The sequence below is a fragment of the Peptoniphilus sp. DNF00840 genome, from assembly GCF_001553125.1.
In the GTDB taxonomy this organism is placed as follows: Bacteria; Bacillota; Clostridia; order Tissierellales; family Peptoniphilaceae; genus Peptoniphilus_A; species Peptoniphilus_A vaginalis.
Genome location: NZ_KQ960199.1, coordinates 71,921 through 88,751, shown reverse-complemented (window position 1 = coordinate 88,751; position 16,831 = coordinate 71,921). Strand labels below are relative to the sequence as shown.

Sequence of the window (16,831 nt, the reverse complement as noted above, 5' to 3'; positions counted from 1 at the left end):
GTGTTATAATGAACAGTCACGGCGCAAATGTTTTTGAAATTGCGAAAGATGAAGGCATAAAAATTGAAGACATTAGGGATTTTTCTTCCAACATAAATCCACTGGGACCATCTAAGAGGGCTCTTGAAAGTCTTAAGGAAAATTTAAACTTACTTTCAACCTATCCCGACGTGGACTACGTGGACTTAAAAAAAGCTATATCTTCTTACGCATCTTGTGATGTTAAAAATATTGTACTGGGACTTGGGTCTACAGAGATTTTAAAGGATGCAATCCACTATTTTGCTCCAAAAACTTCTATGATCCTATCGCCTTGTTACTCTGAGTATGAGAGGGAGTTAAGGAAAATTTCTTCCTACATAATCCAATATAATTTAGAAGAAAAAAATGATTTTAAAGTAAATCTTGATGAGCTTATAAAAATTATAAATGAAAAAAATGTTGAGTTTTTAATTTTTGCAAATCCCAATAACCCTACAGGAACAATTTTAACAAGATATGAAATAGAAAGAATTTTGAAGGAAACTAATGCAAGGGTCTTGGTGGACGAAACCTATATTGAGTTCACAGACATGGAGACTTTCTCCTCTTCATCCTTGACAAAGTCCTATGACAAGTTAATTGTCGTAAGGGGGACTTCTAAGTTCTTTGCCCTTCCTGGCATAAGACTTGGCTATGGACTAACATCAAATCATGAACTTTTGAAATTTTTTAAGGACAAGGAAGTCCTATGGCAGATTAATTCTGTGGCAGAAATCTGCGGCAAGGTCATGTTCTCTGATGAGGCTTATATAAAGGAAGTCCACGACTTTGTAAGAACTCGCAGAGTAGGTCTTTACAAGAAACTTGCAAAAATCAAAAATCTAAGAGCCTTTGAATCCTATGGCAACTTTGTTTTGGTAAAGATTTTAAGGGGACCTGATGCAAGAAAACTTCGTGGAAGATTAATGAAGAAGGGTCTTGTAGTAAGAAACTGCGACACTTTTAAAAATTTAGACAAATCATATTTTAGATTTTGCATCTTAGATGACGATGCCAACGAAAGACTAATAGAAAACCTAAGGGAAATTTACCAAGAGGTGAAATAAATGAAAAAAATAAAAAATCTACTTTTAAGCCTTGGTCTTATACCACTTTTGATAAGTCCAACCCTAGCGGCTAATGAGAAAGTCACACCTCAGGTGACTGAGATAAGGGTTGAAGAAGTTAAGGCAAGGTCAGAAGATAAAAATCCACAAAATACCTTGGACAAAAAAATCGAAGAGGCCCACGAGGTCAAATCAAAACCTGATTCCAAGAAAAGTCCATCTCCTTCCTACTCATCTTGGGCTGTAAGGGACCTTAGCGATGCCCAATTTATGGGAATCCTCCCAGCCAAGACCTTTTATGAAGGAAAAGACTTTAAAAAACCTGTAACTCTTGAAGATGCGAGAGAAACTTACAAGCTTTCTAAAGAAAAAATCCAATCCTATGGAATTAAAACTGGAGGCGACTTTGCCTTCAAGGACCTAAGTCGTCTTGAAGCCTTAAATTCAATTTCAAAACTTTTAAACAAAAAGGTCTTTGACATAAAGGACCTAAGAGATTCAAAAATATTTTTGGGTTCATCTGATGAAAAATACTTAAAGGAAAAAATCCCCTTCCAAGAGATGGTTTGCCTCTACAGAAGGGCTGTTAATAAGACCCTCCAAGATAGTGGCAAGACTTCTAAGGGCTTCTTCTATGAAGTCAACAACAAGGGAAATAAAATTTACATGCTAGGATCTATCCACGTAGGCAGAGACTGGCTCTACCCCATTGACGAAGGAATTTTAAATGCCCTAAAGTCCTCTGACAAAATTTTTATGGAAATTGACACCACAAATAAAAAAGAAGCTAAGAAGATGGAAGAAAAACTTTATTACAAGAATGGAAGAACCTTAAAAGATGACCTTGGCGATGAACTCTATGCAAGAGTCCTAAGGATCTTCAAGGGCTTTGGCTTAACTGAAGACAAACTAATTAAGCTTAAGCCATGGGCAGTTTACAACACCCTATCTGTTGACCCAAGGCTTGATGCTCCTAAAGCATCCTTTGGAGTCGAGTCCTACTTTGTTTCCATGAGTCTCTTAAATAAAATTGAAATTGGAGAGCTCGAGTCTATGGAGTTTCAAGCAAATCTCCTTGCAAACTTTGACCAAGATGCCTATATAAAGATGATTGAATCTATAACTAGCGAGATTGAGCGAAATGGTTACAAGAATATAAATGATGGAGTAGACAAGATGCTCACTGTTTGGTCAGCAGGCGACAGGGATAAGATGAAAAAAATTCTTTCAAGACCTGGAGATGAAGCCTCAGAAAAATTTAACGAGGTCCTCTTAAGTGAAAGGGACAAGAAGATGGCAGAAAAAATTGACGCCATGTTAAAGAAAGATGGAAAAAACACCTACTTCATCCTAGTTGGATCAGCCCACCTTGTACCAGAAAATTCTGTAACAGGAATTTTGAAAAATATGGGCTATAAGGTAATTGAAAAGTAAAAATTTCTAAAAAATAAGACGAGGTCATACGACTTCGTCTTTTTATGTGGGTTTTTATAAACTTTTAAATTATCTAAAATAAATTATTTGCCAATCATTTCTCTCAAGATGACTTCGTCTGTCTCTCTCATGCCTTCCATTGCTATGTGACCCACAGTTTTTATCATCTCGTCTATGTCACCCTTGACAATTCCGTCGCCTGCCTTAAAAGAATTACCTGACTTGGCTTGCTTGTATGCTAAGAATCCCATCTTTAGGCTTGATGCAATTTTAATGGCACAGGATTCTTTTGCACCATCACAAATTAGACCAGAGTTTGTTGCAAGGGCATTGGTTAAAGTTTCCTTGATTAAATTCTCATCTTCATCTTCCATAAAGGCAAGACCGCAAACTGAAGCACAACCTGCAGACACAACTCCGCAGTAGGCTGACAGCTCCCCAATCCCCTCTTTTATATAAAGTCCAATTAAGTTGGCAAAAATTAGGCCCCTATAAAGTTTGTCTTTTCCAATGTTATGGTCCTTGGCATAAATAATTATTGGTACTGAAACTGTGATCCCTTGGTTGCCTGATCCAGAGTTTATGACAACAGGTTTCTCGCAGCCAGACATACGGGCATCTGACCCTGCAGCTGCATAAGCCACAAGCTTTTCAGAGTACTTAACTCCTGCTTCTTCTAGGACCATCTTACCAATATTTGCTCCCCAAGGATTTTCAATCCCCTCCTTGGCAATGGCGTAGTTGTATTCAATTTCCTTATCCAAGACGTCCACTATGTCATCATAATTTCCATTTTTTGCAAAGTCATAAATTTTATCAAAGGTCAGATCAACCTTGCCCTCTTCTTCCTCACGATCTTCCTTTTTCTCAAAGAGAACTTGGTCATTTAAACTTTCAAAAATAATATTTGTATGGAAGTCCTTTATCACTACACGAGATTTCTTACTAGCTTTCTCCAAAACTACATCAATATATAGCCCTTTGATTTCATGTACAAGTTCTATATCCACAAGTCCTTTTTTTATCAAATCATCTAATATTTCTAGTTTACTTTTATCAACATCAGATAGGACTTCAAGTTCTTTTGTGTAGTCTCCTAAAAAAGCTCCTGCCGCAAGAGAAATTTCTATTCCCTTTCTTCCATCAGTTCCTGGCACCTTAACGCTATTAACATTTTTAATAATATTGCCCGATAAGCTTGCCTTTATTTTATGAGGGTCTTCTCCTAAGATGCATCTTGCACGGCTAGCTGCAAAAGCCAAGGCTATGGGCTCAGTACATCCAAAGGCCGGCACCATTTTTCCCCTTAAATATTTATTGTAGTCCATAAAATTCTCCTTATTTATTCTCTATATTCATTATAACAAAAGGAGATAAGCTTTTCTCATTATTAAATTTATTATTATAAATTTATATCTCTTTATTAAGAAATAGATTTTATAATTTTATTTGTGTATAATAATAAATAGGAAAACATTTTTACAAAGGAAATATCGCAGTGAAAAAAGATAGAAAGAGCTTACTTGTTTTCATAGTAATGGTAAGTATAATATATGGAATTCTACAATTTTTTGGCATAACTTGCCCCATTAAATTTATGACTGGCATATCTTGCCCAAGTTGTGGGATGACTAGGGCCTATCTTAGTCTACTAAGATTGGACTTCAAGTCAGCCTATTATTATCATCCCCTATTTGTACTCCCAGCCCTTGGACTTATTATTTATATCTTTAGGGACAAGTTTTCAAAAAAATTTTTAAGGGGCATAGAAGTTTCCTTTGTTCTTGTATTTTTAATTGTATATGTTTTTAGGATGATGGACCCAAAAGACACCATCGTTGTTTTCAGACCCTATGAATCCATCTTCTACAAGATTTTTATATTTTTGAAAGAATTGATGAGGTGACTTATGTTTTGTATTAAGTGTGGCAACAGGCTAGGCGAGCACATGAAGTTTTGCGACCAATGTGGCGCTCCTGTTCCAGTAGATCCTGATGAAGTTGAGGCCAAAAAAGAAAATTTAAAAGATTTTAAGCCTCCAATAATTAATGAGGATCCCATGGACCTAGTGCCTGAAGAATTTGAAGAAAAGCCTTCTGAAAGTGAAAAAGTTAAAGAAGAAATTGCTGAAGAGATTAAGGAAGACTTAAATCTTTCAAGAGAATCACAAAAAGAAAACTTGTTTAAAGAAGAAAAAGTAGAAAAAGTAGAAAAAGTAGAAATAGTTGAGGCTCCAAAAATTTTAGATGAACCTCTTGATGAAAGAGTAAAAGCTCCAGAGATCCTAGATATAGAAGAGGACAAGGCGACTCCAAAGCTTGAAGTTCATAAGGAAATAATAAGACCAGAGAAAGATTTAAAAGAAAACTCTTCACAAGGTCAAAAAGTAAATGAAGAAAAGACTTACAAGGAAGACTCCTCTTACGATAAAAGAGAAAACTATAATGGAAAGACTAGTTTAAGTCCTGTAAAAATAATCGCTCTAGTCTTTATGATTGTGACAGGCATTGCCTCTATAGCAACAGTCCTTGCTTTCTTTGGATTTTTCTTCTCATTTATAGGAGGTTTATTATGATGGGATTTACAAATTTTTTATATTTTTTAATTAGTCTGCCCTTCCTAGGAGGTATGGCTATATCCTTGGTTTTTATGACCTTCTCCCTATTTTCAATTTTTAAAAATTGGAACACTGGCAAGAACAAGGAATTATTTAATGGTCTTTTAATATCAGGTATATTTTTATTAATTACAAATATATTTTTATTCATAATTTCCAAGATTTTTTACGGTGGCTTCTATGGTAATTTTTACTTAGTTATTGTTGCACTTATAGTTATAGCCCTTATATACTTTATTGGAAACAGCAAGGAAAAAATTTATCCTGATAATTACTTTTCAAATATCTCTGATGTAGAATTTTTAAAAAGAGAACTTAATAATACTATTAATGTTTTTATCTCAGTGTTTGACAAGAGCAAGAGTGATTTCCAAGAAAAATCTGAAGCCAAAAAGGCTCAAAAGTTTGAAAGTTATAAAAATCAAAATACTTATAACAATAATAACAACTATAACAACAATTATAATAACGACTATAATAAGGCAGGCTCCTACAATACTTACAACAATTATGGAGGAAATCTTGGTCCAGCTCCCTTTAGGGGCTATGTAAAAGACGACTGGTCTTTTCTATTATATGTACTTTTATGCTTTATAACTTGTGGATTTTATCAATTGTATTTTGTCTACAAGATTTCAGATAGCATAAATATAGTTTGTGATGGTGACGGAGAAGAAACAAGTGGCCTTATGAAATTCTTTTTCTTGGGAATAATAACTTGTAACATCTATTGTTTATTCTGGGAATTTAATGTAATGAATAGGATTCAATCCAATGCTCCAAGATACAATAGGTACACCCAAGACAATGGATCTTCCTTCTTGTTATGGCTTATCATTGGATCAATCTTCTGCGGTTTAGGAATCTTTTTTGCATGGTATATTTTCATCAAAAATTTAAATCTAATTTGTAAAGCCTACAACATGGAATATGCCAATGCTAATTAATTTATAAGTTAACAAAAAATTAGACCTAGATTAAATTCTAGGTCTATTTTCATCATCTTTTCTTTTTGAAAAATTATTATTCTGCTAATAATTTTTTTCCATAATCATCTGCGTAGAAGGCAGCTTCTACAAATTTTTCTTCACTTAGAGCTTTTTCTGATTTTTGCCATTCTGTTGTGTCGTAAACTTTCTTTGCCATTTCTCTTACGTCTTCTCTTGTCAAACCAATTTCTTCTAGGGTTACTGGCAAGCCGAGCTTCTTGTTAAATCTTGCAAGTTTTTCAAATTCTTCATAGTTTTTGTCGTAGGCATGAAGAACTAAAACGCCATAGGATACTAGGACTCCGTGAAGGTATTCTCCATCTCTCTTTACTGATGTTGATACGTTGTAAAATACATGGGCAAGAGATGAATTGTAATAATACTTATCTCCATTTGTTAGGTTTGATACATAGCCAGTGTTAACTAGGATATCTGTAGCAACTTCTTCTACTGCCTTTGATGCCTTGTTTTCTCTTACGTCCTTAAGTCCTTCTTCTCCATATTTTAGGAAGGGTTCTTGACAAGTCTTGGCAATGCTTACTCCCATATTGGCTACGAAGTCTAGGTCCTTTAGTCCCTTTGTTGCAAAGAGAACTTCTGGTTGTTTGCTAAGTCCATCGCCAATGCCTGCCCAGAAATATTTTTCAGGTGCTTCAGCTATTGTTTCTACTTCAACAAACATATGGACTGGAGCTGGGATTAACTCATATCTTAGGAAGGATCCGTCATCGTTATAAACTACTGCAATTGCTGTACCACCTGCACAGTTGGAGCAAATTGTTGGGAAGGACATAGCTGGTTTATTTAAGAAACCTGCAAGAACTTTTCCTGTGTCTAGTGCCTTTCCTCCTCCTACTGCAAAAATAACATCTGCCTTTTGGACTTCTTCCTTTTCCATTAGGGCATTAACGTTGTTTAGGGTACATTCATGTCCATAAACGAATTCGCCAAGGACTTCTACGCTTGATCCATTTAGGCCATCTCTGATTTTTTGTGAAACTGCTGCAAGGGCTCTCTTACCTCCAACTAGGACAACTTTCTTGAAGCCGTATTCTTCAACTAACTTGCCTAGTCCTTCATATCCTCTTTGTGATACACTGTAATTTGTCATCTTAACTGTTCTCATCTTTTTTCTCCTCTGATTAATCTAATACAAATTCTTTTCTAACTTCTGGTTGTAAATATTTTTTATTTTTATAAAGTCCTACTGTTGTAAAAGGAAGGACTACAAATAATATTGCTATATAGCCACAATAACCGTAACCGTATTTTATTATATTTGTAAGACCTGCCATTGATATTGCCATTGATAGGACAAGTATTCCCACTGCTAGTCCAAATCTTCTAAGTTCTAGGGATTCAACTTTTCTTAGAGCTTTTGAATTTTCAAATCTTGAAACAAAGCCAAAGATTATTGAAACTCCAGAAGACAATAGGCAAAGTACAAGGGATATCACATAAAATACAGTCATCCACTTATAGCCCATGGCATTTGTAGATGTAAGTGTTGGTATAACTTCGCCTCCTTCTAGGCCTGTGTAGTAACCTCTCCAAACTAGGAGCATAAGGACTGAAAGTCCAAGTGCCAAGGAGTTTATTAGGCAAGATAGTTTCATTGATTTTGAAACTTCCCTCTCGCTATTTAAAACTCTTGAACAGGAAATCATTGAAGGTATCTGCACACATTGAAATCCTGCATAGATAAATCCGTTAAATATCGCCTTGTCTAAGTTTGAAAAACCAGTTTTTTCGAAGTTACTTGTGACAACTCCTACTAGGTCTCCCTGAAATGATCCAACTAGATAGATTAAAACTGAAGTAACAAGGATCACAATTCCCATTAGTGTTCCCACATTTCTAACAAGTTTTTCGCCAAAAATTGCTAACATAAGAGTTAATACACTAACTCCAAGGACAGACAAGCCATAGTTGAAATTAAAAAATTCCTTTAGGGCTGAAGCTGATCCTGATATTGTACTTGCTATTACCATCACTACCATGATGTAGTAAAATCCTTCAAAAACAAGTTCTAACTTGTCAAAGGGATGGTAGAGGGTTTCAAAAAGTTCCTTGTAGGACTTTAGACCTCTTGAGTTATACATTACAATTGCTTCTTTGAGGGTCCAAGTTAAAAGGACCATTGCAATCACAGCTGACACAAGTCCACTCCAACCAAGCTTTACAAAATATGTATTTGCTTGATTACCTGTTGCAAAACCACCACCAGCGTGTGATGCAAAAAGTACAAATGCTATTGACATAGCGGGCGACATTCTTACTAACTTCTTTTTCATTTTTTTCCTCCCTGGCACCTAATAAAAAAAACCTCGTCTCTAATACAAAGAGACGAGGCTAATAAGCTCGCGGTACCACTCTAATTCATCTTAATGATGCACTTATCCAATAATGAACTTCTCTGTAACGGGAGATCCCGAAAATACTTACTTATTTCAGTATTTTAGTTCAGTGGGGATTTTTCGGTAAATTCAATTTCTTGCCTCTCAGCTAATGGCAATTCTCTGTAAAAACATTCTTTACTTACTTTTCCACTTCATGACTTTTTAAATCACTATGAAAATTTATAGCTTTTTTAAATCGTTGAACATATATTAATGAAATTTTTTTAATATGTCAATAGTTTTTTTTAAATTATTTTTAATAATTTAAAATATTGTTTATTAAAAGCTCAAAACTTTCATATCTAAAAGTGTTTCTGTCTCTTTATTTTTTTATTTTTTATCTTAATTTTTAATTTTTGATCTTAACTAAAAGTAATTTAGGTTGAAAATCTGCTTGTAAATACTTTTTGTTCTTGTAATAACCTACTGTAATAAAAGGAAGGACTATGAAACTTATAGCGATATAGCCGCAATAGCCATAGCCGTATTTTATTATATTTGTAAAACCTGCCATTGAAATAAACATTGATAGGATTATTACAAAAAGAGCAAGTCCAAATCTCCTAATACCAATAGATTCAATTCTAGAAAGTTTTTTTGAATTTTCAAATCTTGATACAAATCCAAAAATTATTGAAAGTCCTGTTGATATCAAACAAATTATTAAAGAAGCAACATAAAATTTGCTCATCCATCCAATGCCTATAGCCCTTGTAGATGTAAGAGTTGGTATGACTGCTCCACCTTCTACTGAATTGTAGTACTTGCTCCAAGATAAAAGCATGACACAGGAAAGTACAAGAGCCACTGTGTTAATAATAAATGAAATTTTCATAGACATACTTGCTTCTCTTTCATCCTTTAACACTCCCGAGCAAGATATAACTGATGGGATTTGAACACATTGGAAGCCTGCATAAATAAATCCACTTACAAGAGCCGGTCTTAAATTTTTAAATCCTTCTGTGTAAAAATTTAAGCTAATTTGATGAATAAAATCTCCCTTTATACTTCCAACTATAAAAATCAAAATTGAAGTAAAAAGAATAATGATTCCCATAAAGCTTCCCATTCTTCTAACAAGTTTTTCTCCAAAAATACTTATTACCAAGATAAAAGAGCTGACAGCTACTACAGATATGCCATAGCTCCATCCAAAAAATTCATACATAGCTGAAGCTGATCCTGAAATTGAAGATGCAATAGCCATAATAATCATGATGTAGTAGAAAAACTCAAATACAATTTCTAACCTATCAAAGGGATGGTAAAGTGTTTCAAATAACTCCTTGTAGGACTTTAGACCTCTTGAGTTGTACATAACTATAGCTTCCTTAAAGGTCCAATTAAGTAAAATCATGGCAAGGACTGCTCCAATAATTCCTGACCAACCAAACCTAATAAAGTATGTATTAGTTTGATTTCCAGAAGCAAAGCCTCCACCAGCATGAGTGGAAAACACTAAAAAAGCAATTGAAAACACGCCCGACATTCTTGCAAATAATTTTTTCATCTTTTTTCCTCCTTGGGCACCTAATAAAAAAAACCCCGTCTCTTTATATACAAAGAGACGAGGTTAATAAACTCGCGGTACCACTCTAATTCATCTTAATGATGCACTTATCCAATAATGAACTTCTCTGTAACGGGAGATCCCGAAAAAACCTACTTATTTCTGTTCAGCCTTCCTGTTCCGTGGCTAGTGTTCAGTAAATTCCTTAATTTGCCTCTCAGCTAATGGCAATTCTCTGTAAAAAATTTCTCTACCTACTTTTCCACTTCAAAACATTTGAAATAAAAATTAAATTCTTCATCCAAAAGAATTTTTTTAATTTAAGTGGTATTTTAAATAATTTAAATTAAAATGTCAACAGTATTTTCAAAAAAAATTTTAATATCCTAAAAAATTGTTTAAAATAAATACAAATTTACTTCTTAAAAGTCCATAAAATCAATAAAGTCCTAATTTTATAAAAAAATAAAAACCAGATCTACTTTTTAAATAAATCTGGCTTGTACTTAAACATTAATTTAAAAAAATTACAAAACTATTTTGCCCAATTCATAGAATATTTTACAGCTTCGTGCCATCTTGCCATCTTTTTATTTCTCTCATACTCATTCATTTCTGGATCGAAGCACTTATCTACGGCGTTGTTTTCTCTTATTTCGTCGATATTCTTCCAAAATCCTACAGCAAGTCCTGCCATATAACAAGCTCCTAGGGCAGTTAATTCTACAACCTTTGGCCTTTCAATGTGGACATCAACTATGTCAGACAAAAATTTCATCAAGAAGTTGTTCTTGCTGACTCCACCATCAACTGTTAGGGACCTGATTTTCGTATTTGAGTCCTCCTGCATTGCCTTTATTACATCGCAGGATAAATAGGCTATTGCTTCTAAGGCAGCTCTTACTATGTGATATTTATTTACAGACCCTGTGAGACCAACTATAGATCCCCTTGCATATTGATCCCAGTAGGGTGCACCTAGACCTGTGAAGGCTGGTATAAAGTAGCAGTCATTGGTATCCTCCACCTTATTTGCCATGTATTCAGAATCATCTGCTTGATCAATTATCCTCAAGTTGTCACGCATAAAGTCTATGCATGAACCTGCTTCAAAGATAGATCCTTCAAGGGCATACTTAATTTGTCCATTCATTGCCCAGGCTACAGTAGTCACAAGACCATTTTGTGACCTAATTAGTTCATCTCCTGTATTCATTAAGATGAAGGCACCTGTTCCAAATGTAGACTTTGCCATTCCCTTTTCAAAGGATGCTGTCCCAAAAAGGGATGATTGTTGGTCGCCAATTGCACCTGCTATAGGAATTTCACAGCCAAGATATTTGGACTTGCACTTGCCATAAACTTCGCTCGAATTTTTTATCTCTGGAAGCATAGATCTTGGAATGTCAAAAATTTCAAGGAGTTCATCGTCCCACTTCTTCTCTTTTATGTTAAAGAGCATAGTTCTTGATGCATTGGTGTAGTCAGTTATGTGGACTTCTCCATCTGTCAATTTATAAATGAGGTAGGTCTCAACTGTACCAAAGAGAAGGTCACCCCTCTCTGCCATCTCTCTTGCTCCTTCAACATTTTCCAAAATCCACCTGATTTTTGTAGCAGAAAAATAGGGGTCAATAACAAGACCTGTCTTTTCCCTTATAGTTTCTTCCAGGCCTCTTTCCTTTAGTTCTTCACAATATTTTGAAGTCCTCTTACACTGCCAGACAATTGCATTGTAAACTGGCTCCATGGTTTTCTTGTTCCAGACAATTGTTGTTTCCCTTTGGTTTGTTATGCCAATTGCAGCTATGTCCTCGGGGTCGATTTCCTTCCTAGACATAGCTTCCACTGCTGTACCAATTTGCTTGGACCACAAGTCATCTGGCTCTTCTTCAACGTAGCCAGGCTTTGGGAAGTGCTTAATCAAATCCTTTTGAGCAACAGAAACTGGATTTCCCTTTTTATCAAAAATTATAGTTCTAGCAGATGTTGTACCTGCATCAAATGCCATTATGTATTTCATCATATCACCAATTTAATTATAACATTTTTAATATTTTTTTCTTTATTTTTACAAATTAAGTGAGTCTTATAAGCTTGCATTTTTTTATTCTTGCTTACTTAAAAATCAATAACAAATAAATTATTATTTATTTTTCCTTATTAAAATTTTAAAATCAACAACAAAAAAATGTCGGCCTAGCCGACACCTTTAATCTTTATTTATATTTTTATTCTCTTCTTCTTTTTTAATTTTCTCATCGATTCTTTCTACAGAAACTGTTTCTATAACACCACCACTTGCCATCTTGACAATTTGGAAGATGTAGTCACCGTCTTCGACAATAACCCCAACTTCTGCTTCTTCTGCATTCTTAATAAGAAGGCTAGCTACGTAACCACCAATTGTTGTAGTTTCACCTGCCTCAATATCAAACCCATACCTCTTGTTTAGGACCTTCATAGGGATTGATGCAGAGTATTCGTTGCCTTCGCCATCTGTAACCATATTTACTCCTGTTAATAAGAATTTTCTAACAGCAAAGAGGACTGCTATGGCTATAGTTGCTACAAGTAAGTCAAGCATATTATCAGAGTAAACTAGCATCTTTCTAGAAATTACAAGTAAAATCAAGTGAATGATGTTAGTATCTGTATGTGCAATCATAAGTACCACAAACTCTATAGCTATTACTAGCAAGAGGACGTGGGATAGAAAATTTTGAAATATTTCATAGGATGACCCAGCATCACTTGTAATTATCTTAAAATAATACTTCATAATATCTGGCACTGAAACAATTACTCCAGCTATTAGCAGAACTGAGACAACTATTTCAAAAATATTCACTAATTTTAAAAGTGTAACCAGGTATCTATTTCTATTCATTATACCTCCATAGTCTTAGCGACTTCTTTTCTCATCTTTTCCAAGACCTTCTTCTCGATTCTTGACACTGTCATTTGAGAAATGTTTAATTTCTTTGCAATTACAACTTGGGTCTTCTTGTTAAAGTATCTGTCAATTAGAATTGTCCTCTCAACTTCGTCTAAGTTCTCCATGGCCTTCTTAAAGAAGTCGTTAGACTCTATCTTGTCAAAGTATTCTTCTTCGACTCCAATTAAGTCAGATAGATTGACTTCACTTTCATCTCCTGATTCATAAGTGACATCAAGAGATTGTGGTGTATAAACCTTAGATGCCTCCATGGCCTCCATGACTTCTTCTGGAGTTGAGTCCAAATATTCTGCAATTTCGTCTATAGTTGGAGTCTTTTGATACTTTTGTGAAAGGCTCACAGTTGCATTGGAGATTTTCTTTGAAAGTTCTTGGATTCTCCTTGGGACCCTAATAGTCCAACCATTATCCCTAAAATATTTTTTTATTTCTCCAATTATTGTTGGAGTGGCAAAGGAAGAAAATTCAAATCCCTTTTCAGGGTCATATCTCTCAATGGCATAGATTAGACCAATTGATGCCACCTGATAGATGTCGTCATAATCTATTCCCCTGCCTGTGTATTTTTTAGATAGGATTTCTGCAATGTAAAGATGTTCTTCTATAAGGATATCCCTGATTTCTTGATCTTTTGTCTCGTGATATTCCTTAAATAGGTCCTTTCTCTCTTCCTTTGTTAGTCTTCTATCTAAATTGTTGTATTCTTTTAAATTCATAGCAGACCCTTATAATTTTTTAGATAAAATAAATTTACTTCCATCAAAATAAGATTCATCTACAAGACAATCTATAATAGTCTTTGCAAGAGATAGGTCATCAGATGCTTCTAATTTTTCCTCGCTAATTTCACTTACACAAATTTTTATATTTTTATCTTCTTCTATTTCAAAAACCAAGTCTATGTGGTTATCTTTAGTTAACTCGTGACAAATATTTAAACTTTCTGTCACAGCCATTTTTATATCTTCTATTTCTTCAATATCTCTATTTAGGATGTTTAAGATACCTGAAAGCATAAGTCTAACTGTAGAAAAATATTTGGCATCATTGGGTATTTGATATTTTAAAGTATCCATACTACCCCCTGATTTCAAACATATCTTCAAGTTTTGTTATCTTAAAGAGTTTCATTATTGAAGGATTTAGGTTTTCAATTACAATTTTATGGCCTTCCTTTTCCACTTCCTTTAAGATGTAGATAAGAGAACCAAGACCTGTAGAGTCTAGGTATTCTAGCTCTTTACAGTCAAACAAAATGTCCTTTTTATCCTTTTCATAAAACTTCATAGATTTTTCCTTGAAATTTTTTGTATTATAAACGTCAAGTTCTCCCTTTGGATACATTACCAAAAATTCGTCAGTATTTTTTGCCTCTAATTTAAATTCCATAAGGCCTCCTAGTCTCCAATATAATTTGCAACAGCTACAACTTTTGCATCTGTTAAATTCATAAGTTTAACACCAGATGTGTTTCTTCCTTGGACAGAGATGTCTTCAGTTAGGATTCTTATAATAATTCCAGAATTTGCAATTATCATAACATCATCTTCTTTTTCTACTACAGCAGCTGAAGCTACATATCCTGTTTTATTTGTAATCTTGTAAGTTAGAAGTCCCTTACCACCCCTGTTTTGTGGTCTGTATTTATTTATTTCAGTTAATTTTCCATAACCATTTTCTGATATAACAAGAAGGTACTTGTCATCTACTACAAGATCAGATGAAACTACAATGTCATCCTTATCAAGGTCAATGGACTTAACTCCCATGGAGTTTCTACCAGATTTTCTAACTTGTTCTTCATTAAATCTAATTGATAGACCCTTTTTAGTTACAAGTATTACATCTTCATCATCTTTAGTCAAATGAACGTCAATTAATTTGTCACCTTCATTTAATTTTATAGCAATGATACCAGATTTTCTAATATTTTTATAATCCTTAAATGGAGTCCTCTTAATAAGTCCCTTTTCAGTTACCATTAAGAAGTTAAGATCTGGGTCATATTCTTTAACAGGTATTATTGAAGTTACCCTTTCATCTTCACTTAGGTCAAGTAGGTTAATTATGGCAGTACCCCTTGATGTCCTAGAGTCTTCTGGAATTTCATAAGCCTTTAATTTAAAGACATTTCCAAGAGATGTGAAGAATAAAATCATATCATGAGTAGAAGTTACAAATAATTCTTTAACAAAGTCCTTGTCCCTCATATTGCCAGAAGAAACTCCCCTGCCACCTCTTTTTTGTGGCTTATAAGTTCCCTCGCTCATCCTCTTGATATAGCCAAATTGAGTAAGAGTTATAACAACATCCTCTTTCTTTATAATGTCTTCAATTTCTATATCAGTTCTACCATGTGAGATTACAGTTCTTCTTAAATCGCCATATTTTTCTTTTATTTCAAGAAGTTCATCCTTGATAAGATTCATAAGAACGTCATTATTTTCTAAGATTTCCTTAAACCACTTGATGTCAGCTTGAAGTTTTTCATATTCAGCTTCAAGTCTATCTCTTTCAAGTCCTGTAAGTCTTCTAATCCTCATGTCCAAGATAGCTTGGGATTGTTCATCTGTTAATTTAAATTCTTCGTAGAACTTTTCCTTTGCTTCCTTGTCATCCTTAGATCCCCTAACAATTTTTATAATCCTATCAATATTGTCAAGAGCTATAAAAAGACCTTCAACAATGTGGGCTCTCTTTTCTGCTTTGTCTAGGTCAAACTTTGTCCTTCTAGTTACAACTTCAACTTGGTGGTCTACATAGTATCTAATAATTTGTTTAAGGTTTAAGATTTCTGGTCTTCCATTTACTAAGGCAAGATTTATAATCCCAAAAGTTGTTTGCATTTGAGTGTTTTTGTAAAGCTTATTTAAAACAACTTCTGCATTAGCATCTCTTTTTAGTTCAACAATTATATTGATGCCCTTTCTATTTGAGGCATCAGTGATATTTGAAATTCCATCAATAACCTTGTTCTTTGCAAGGTCTGCAATCTTCATAATAAGTGCAGACTTGTTAACTTGATAAGGAAGTTCTGTTATTACAATTTTTTCACGATTGTTCTTAAAGGATTTAATTTCAGCAACTGCCCTTACAGTTATCTTTCCTCTTCCAGTTTCGTAGGCTTCTTTAATCCCATCAGTTCCCATAATTTGAGCACCTGTAGGAAAGTCTGGTCCCTTTATAATTTGATTAAGTTCGGCAATAGAAATTTCATCATTGTCAATGTAGGCTATAATTCCGTCAATGGACTCATTCATATTGTGAGGAGGCATATTTGTAGCCATACCTACGGCAATACCACTGGATCCATTTACCAATAGATTTGGAAATCTTGCTGGAAGTATTGTAGGTTCCTTTTCGTTTTCATCAAAATTTGGAACAAAATCAACAGTTTCCTTATTAATATCCCTTAGCATTTCTTCTGCAAGCTTGGTCATCCTAACTTCTGTGTAACGCATAGCTGCAGCCCCGTCACCGTCGATGTTACCAAAGTTACCTTGACCATCAACTAGGGTGTATCTAGTATTAAAGTCTTGTGCAAGTCTAACTGTTGCTTCGTAAATAGATGAGTCACCATGAGGGTGATACTTACCCATTACATCCCCAACAAGTCTTGCTGACTTTCTATAAGGTCCATTGGATGCAAGATTAAGTCCCTGCATTCCATATAAAATTCTTCTGTGGACTGGTTTTAGTCCATCACGTACATCAGGAAGTGCTCTTGCAACAATTACAGACATTGAATAATCAAGATAAGAAGACCTCATCTTTTTATTAATATCTACATCAAGTATTCCTGATTCTATAATATTATTTTCACTCATGGTTT

General features: G+C 34.4%; 15 protein-coding genes and 2 other annotated features. Of the genes, 5 read left to right on the top strand and 10 right to left on the bottom strand.

Features of this window, described 5'->3' with window-relative positions:
• Positions 1–8 precede the first annotated feature (8 nt).
• Both HMPREF1864_RS03245 and HMPREF1864_RS03240 read left to right on the top strand, forming a co-directional pair.
• Positions 9–1,088 carry a pyridoxal phosphate-dependent aminotransferase gene (locus HMPREF1864_RS03245; RefSeq protein ID WP_082718902.1) on the top strand — a complete coding sequence of 360 codons (1,080 nt, stop codon included), beginning with the start codon at positions 9–11 and terminating at the stop codon, positions 1,086–1,088.
• Positions 1,089–2,522, top strand: coding sequence for a TraB/GumN family protein (locus HMPREF1864_RS03240; protein ID WP_062571413.1), 1,434 nt, complete (start codon positions 1,089–1,091; stop codon positions 2,520–2,522).
• 83 nt (positions 2,523–2,605) lie between these two features.
• Here the strand turns inward: HMPREF1864_RS03240 and HMPREF1864_RS03235 are convergent, their stop codons facing one another.
• Positions 2,606–3,850 (bottom strand): L-cysteine desulfidase family protein, encoded by a 1,245-nt coding sequence (locus HMPREF1864_RS03235; protein WP_062571412.1) that lies wholly within the window; start codon positions 3,848–3,850, stop codon positions 2,606–2,608.
• Positions 3,851–4,020: 170 nt separating this feature from the next.
• Here HMPREF1864_RS03235 and HMPREF1864_RS03230 point away from each other — a divergent pair, with 170 nt between their 5' ends.
• The 3 genes from HMPREF1864_RS03230 to HMPREF1864_RS03220 are packed head-to-tail and all read left to right on the top strand — an operon-like array spanning position 4,021 to position 6,086.
• Entirely contained in the window at positions 4,021–4,428 is a 408-nt protein-coding gene (locus HMPREF1864_RS03230) for a DUF2752 domain-containing protein (protein ID WP_062571411.1), read from the top strand.
• Positions 4,429–4,431: 3 nt separating this feature from the next.
• Positions 4,432–5,097, top strand: coding sequence for a zinc ribbon domain-containing protein (locus HMPREF1864_RS03225; protein WP_062571410.1), 666 nt, complete (start codon positions 4,432–4,434; stop codon positions 5,095–5,097).
• Positions 5,094–6,086, top strand: a complete 993-nt coding sequence (locus tag HMPREF1864_RS03220) for a DUF4234 domain-containing protein (protein WP_062571409.1) — start codon at positions 5,094–5,096, stop codon at positions 6,084–6,086. The genes HMPREF1864_RS03225 and HMPREF1864_RS03220 overlap by 4 nt, the downstream gene beginning before the upstream one ends.
• A 76-nt stretch (positions 6,087–6,162) precedes the next feature.
• Here the strand turns inward: HMPREF1864_RS03220 and HMPREF1864_RS03215 are convergent, their stop codons facing one another.
• The 9 genes from HMPREF1864_RS03215 to gyrA all read right to left on the bottom strand — a co-directional run bounded on the left by HMPREF1864_RS03215 (position 6,163) and on the right by gyrA (position 16,826).
• Positions 6,163–7,254, bottom strand: a complete 1,092-nt coding sequence (locus tag HMPREF1864_RS03215; protein ID WP_062571408.1) for an iron-containing alcohol dehydrogenase family protein — start codon at positions 7,252–7,254, stop codon at positions 6,163–6,165.
• 16 nt (positions 7,255–7,270) lie between these two features.
• Positions 7,271–8,422 carry a YkvI family membrane protein gene (locus tag HMPREF1864_RS03210; protein WP_062571407.1) on the bottom strand — a complete coding sequence of 384 codons (1,152 nt, stop codon included), beginning with the start codon at positions 8,420–8,422 and terminating at the stop codon, positions 7,271–7,273.
• Between the two features lie 45 nt (positions 8,423–8,467).
• Positions 8,468–8,692 (bottom strand) — a binding site (T-box leader).
• 184 nt (positions 8,693–8,876) lie between these two features.
• Positions 8,877–10,040 (bottom strand): YkvI family membrane protein, encoded by a 1,164-nt coding sequence (locus tag HMPREF1864_RS03205; protein WP_062571406.1) that lies wholly within the window; start codon positions 10,038–10,040, stop codon positions 8,877–8,879.
• Positions 10,041–10,090: 50 nt separating this feature from the next.
• Positions 10,091–10,320 (bottom strand) — a binding site (T-box leader).
• Positions 10,321–10,575: 255 nt separating this feature from the next.
• Positions 10,576–12,066: a glycerol kinase GlpK gene (glpK, locus tag HMPREF1864_RS03200; protein ID WP_369817838.1), complete on the bottom strand. Its 1,491-nt coding sequence runs from the start codon at positions 12,064–12,066 to the stop codon at positions 10,576–10,578.
• Between the two features lie 186 nt (positions 12,067–12,252).
• Positions 12,253–12,930 (bottom strand): transporter associated domain-containing protein, encoded by a 678-nt coding sequence (locus HMPREF1864_RS03195; RefSeq protein ID WP_062571404.1) that lies wholly within the window; start codon positions 12,928–12,930, stop codon positions 12,253–12,255.
• Positions 12,930–13,715: a SigB/SigF/SigG family RNA polymerase sigma factor gene (locus HMPREF1864_RS03190; RefSeq protein WP_062571403.1), complete on the bottom strand. Its 786-nt coding sequence runs from the start codon at positions 13,713–13,715 to the stop codon at positions 12,930–12,932. Before HMPREF1864_RS03190 ends, HMPREF1864_RS03195 begins: the two co-directional genes overlap by 1 nt.
• A gap of 9 nt (positions 13,716–13,724) precedes the next feature.
• Positions 13,725–14,075: an ATP-binding protein gene (locus tag HMPREF1864_RS03185; protein WP_062571402.1), complete on the bottom strand. Its 351-nt coding sequence runs from the start codon at positions 14,073–14,075 to the stop codon at positions 13,725–13,727.
• 1 nt (position 14,076) lies between these two features.
• Positions 14,077–14,388, bottom strand: coding sequence for an STAS domain-containing protein (locus tag HMPREF1864_RS03180; protein ID WP_062571401.1), 312 nt, complete (start codon positions 14,386–14,388; stop codon positions 14,077–14,079).
• An 8-nt stretch (positions 14,389–14,396) separates the two neighbouring features.
• Complete coding sequence (gene gyrA / locus HMPREF1864_RS03175) at positions 14,397–16,826, bottom strand: DNA gyrase subunit A (protein WP_062571400.1); 2,430 nt, start codon at positions 16,824–16,826, stop codon at positions 14,397–14,399.
• Positions 16,827–16,831: the final 5 nt, after the last annotated feature.